Annotated in this window: 2 protein-coding genes; both read left to right on the forward strand. The window is 57.0% G+C overall.

Annotated elements, in window-relative coordinates:
- On the forward strand, positions 1 to 1,019 hold a 1,019-nt coding region (locus ACIQ2T_RS13080), incomplete at its 5' end, for a glutathione S-transferase N-terminal domain-containing protein (RefSeq protein WP_397591185.1).
- Positions 1,016 to 2,715, forward strand: a 1,700-nt coding sequence (locus ACIQ2T_RS13085; RefSeq protein ID WP_397591186.1) for an arylsulfatase, incomplete at its 3' end; no start/stop codon positions are given. The genes ACIQ2T_RS13080 and ACIQ2T_RS13085, both read left to right, overlap by 4 nt.

Raw genomic sequence — 2,715 nt, forward strand, 5'->3', positions numbered from 1 at the left:
AACCACCCACAATGTACACACTCAACGGAGCACTGGGTTCACCCTATTCGATGAAGATGCGCGCGCTGATGCGTTATCGTCGTATCCCGCATATGTGGGCGCACGGCACGGACTCGCGCGACGCGCTGAGTAAGGTCAAGGCCCCTGTTCTTCCTGTAATGGAATATCCCGATGGAACATTCCACAATGATTCGACCCCGCTCATTTATGATCTGGAGGCGCGGCATACCGAACGATCAGTGATCCCGCCCGATCCGGCGCGCGCCTTTATCGCGCATCTAATTGAGGATTTTGCTGACGAATGGGTGACAAAGGCAATGTTCGGGTATCGCTGGCTGGAGGAGGTAGACCAGGTCCAGATGAGCCGCTGGCTCGCTTTTGACGCGATGAAGGGTGGCGGGCTGGCAGCAAGCCAGGGCTATGCCGAACAGTTCCGCGCGCGGCAGGTTGGCCGCATGGCGATTGTCGGTTGTGCAGCTGAAAACTTCCCGTTGATTGAAGCCTCAACGCGCGCGTTGCTGGGTGCGCTTGAGGCGCATGTGGTGGATCATCACTGCCTGTTCGGTTCTCGGCCGAGCATTGCGGAATTCGGAATGTATGGCCAATTGTCGCAGCTTGGTGTTGACCCCACTGCGCAGGCGATGATGCGCAAAGACTTTCCCTATAGTTTCCGATGGCTGCTACATATTGACGATATGTCTGGAATCGACGGGCAGTGGGATACAGAGATCGCAGGCGCCGATGCGCCCTTTGCGCCGGTCATCACTGCTTGGCTGAAACAGGTCGGCGACATCTACATGCCATTTCTCCTCGCCAACGCCGCCGCGATTGAGGCAGGCGAAGATAGCTTCCACATCTCCGCGATGGGTCTGCCCTACACGCAAGGCGTGTTCAAATATCAGGTGAAGTGCTTGGCCGATTTGCGCGCGCGTTATGCTGCGCTGGATGCGACCGCACGTGGGCGTATTGACCCGCTGCTCGCGCAGACGGGCTGCCTCGACGCGTTGCTGAACCGATGATCCTGAAGGGACCGGCAACCCTATTGACGGCGCTGGCGTTGCTGAGCCCAGCAACGCTTGGCGCGCAAGCGGCGCAGCCGAAGCGTCCCAATATCGTCATTCTCCTTGCGGATGATTGGGGCTTTAGCGATGTAGGGGCCTTCGGTGGTGAAATTGCGACACCCAATATCGACGCGCTTGCCGCAAAGGGTGTACGTTTTTCAAACTTCCATGTGGCAGGATCCTGCTCGCCAACGCGGGCAATGCTGCAAACCGGGGTGATTAATCACCGCGCTGGCCTTGGCAATATGCCAGAGACAATTCCACCCGAACATTTGGGCAAGCCTGGTTATGAAACGCACCTCAACAACCGTGTGGTGACCATTGCTGAACAGCTGCGCGCTGTCGGCTACCGCACCTACCTGTCCGGAAAATGGCATCTGGGCCACACGCCCAATACCTTGCCAACGGCGCGCGGCTATGACCACGCGCTTGCGCTCGCGCAATCGGGCGCAGACAATTTTGAAGATAAACCCAACCTGCTGATTTACGACAAGACCGAATGGACCGAGGATGGAAAGCCTGCAAAACTGCCAAAGCGCTTCTACTCCTCAACGCTCATTGTCGACAAGATGATCGGCTATATCGACCGCGGTAAGGCCAGCGGAAAGCCTTTTCTGGCATCCGTCAACTTCATCGCAAACCATATTCCGGTGCAGGCGCGAGACGCAGACATTGCGGCTTATGCGGGGCGCTACAATGCGGGTTGGACTGTGCTGCGCAACGAACGCCGCGCCGCTGCGATCGCCAAAGGCGTGATGCCGGTAGGCGTTCCGACGGTAACCATGAACACCAGCGGTGATTGGTCAAAGTTGTCGGCACAGCAGCAACGGCAGCGTGCGGGTGCGATGGCCGCTTATGCTGGCATGGGCACGGCGATGGACCGTGAAATCGGCCGGTTGATTGCGCATCTAAAGGCCATCGGCGCATATGATAATACCATCTTCGTGTTTCTGTCTGACAATGGCGCAGAAGCAACAGATCCAATGAACATGGGCGCATTTACGCGCTGGAACGCCAATCAAGAATATGATCAAAGCATCGCCCAACAAGGGCGCCCGGGTTCGCTGACCGCGCAAGGTGCCGGTTTTGCCAGCGCATCGGTCTCACCACTGCGTGGATACAAGTTTACCGCGAGCGAAGGTGGCTTGCGTGTTCCGATGATTATGGCTTGGCCAGGCAACCCTGCGATCAAGGGTGGCAGCGTTGCAGCCGGTTTTGCACATGTAACCGATATGCCGCTGACTTTGCTGATGCTCGCCGGAGTGGCGCCGCAGCAAGGCAGTTTTTCAGGGCGCCGCGTCGAGCCAATGATCGGGGCGGACCTGACACCCATGCTCACAGGGGCTGCGTCGTCCGTCCATTCGCCAGACAAGCCGTTGGGATATGAATTATCTGGCAATGCGGTGTTGTTCAAAGGTGATTACAAGCTCGTCAAGAACCTGCCGCCTTACGGAGATGGCCGCTGGCGACTTTATAATATTACAACAGATCCCGGTGAGGCGCATAATTTGTCGGGTTCGGAACCCGAACGCTTTGTCGCCATGCAAAAGGATTATGCCGCATTTGCCAAGGCAAATAAAGTGTTGCCAATGCCTGAAGGTTTTACAGCGCCTGACCAGATTTTGGCCAACGCATTGCGTACTTTACTGATACC

Origin of the sequence: Sphingorhabdus sp. (assembly GCF_044357595.1) — a bacterium.
Classification (GTDB): Bacteria; Pseudomonadota; Alphaproteobacteria; order Sphingomonadales; family Sphingomonadaceae; genus Sphingorhabdus_B.